The sequence below is a fragment of the Dolichospermum planctonicum genome, assembly GCF_005402965.1.
In the GTDB taxonomy this organism is placed as follows: Bacteria; Cyanobacteriota; Cyanobacteriia; order Cyanobacteriales; family Nostocaceae; genus Dolichospermum; species Dolichospermum planctonicum.
Genome location: NZ_BJCF01000136.1, coordinates 1 through 631, shown reverse-complemented (window position 1 = coordinate 631; position 631 = coordinate 1). Strand labels below are relative to the sequence as shown.

The following is a 631-nucleotide window of genomic DNA, read 5'->3' as shown; positions in this document are numbered from 1 at the left end:
CACCTACAAATACGCAGCCAGTTTGTAGCTGCTGAGGTTAACAGTTAAACAGGCTTATTGGGTTAATCCAGTGCTGTTAGCGTAAAAAGCCTTTAAATCTTTGTCCAGGCTAACATTACCCGCAAGGAGGGACAATATGTCCAAAGTATTTGTTTTAGATACCAACTTCACGCCATTAAACCCAATTCATTCAGCACAAGCTAGACAACTATTGAGAAACAAAAAATCAGCAATATTTAGACAGTTTCCGTTCACAATTATTCTCAAAAAATCCCGTCCTGACTCCCCAGTATCGTCGCTAAGGCTAAAGATTGACCCTGGTGCAAAATTCACGGGAATGGCATTAGTTAACGATTCAACTGGCGAGGTTGTATTTGCTGCTGAATTAAAACATAGAGGCTTTGCAATTAGAGATGCTTTAACTTCTAGAAGGCAATTAAGACATTCTAGACGTGCAAGAAAAACTCGTTACAGACAACCAAGATTCTTGAATAGAACCCGTCCAGAAGGATGGTTAGCACCGAGCCTACAAAGTCGAGTTGATAATATTAAAACTTGGGTTGAAAGATTGCGTAAACTTGCACCAATTCAGGCTATTAGTCAAGAATTAGTCAGGTTTGATATGCAGTTA

General features: G+C 39.5%; 1 protein-coding gene. It reads left to right on the top strand.

Annotated elements, in window-relative coordinates:
* Positions 1-136 precede the first annotated feature (136 nt).
* A partial coding sequence (gene iscB, locus FFO06_RS20745) for an RNA-guided endonuclease IscB (RefSeq protein ID WP_201275514.1) occupies positions 137-631 on the top strand: 495 nt, incomplete at its 3' end.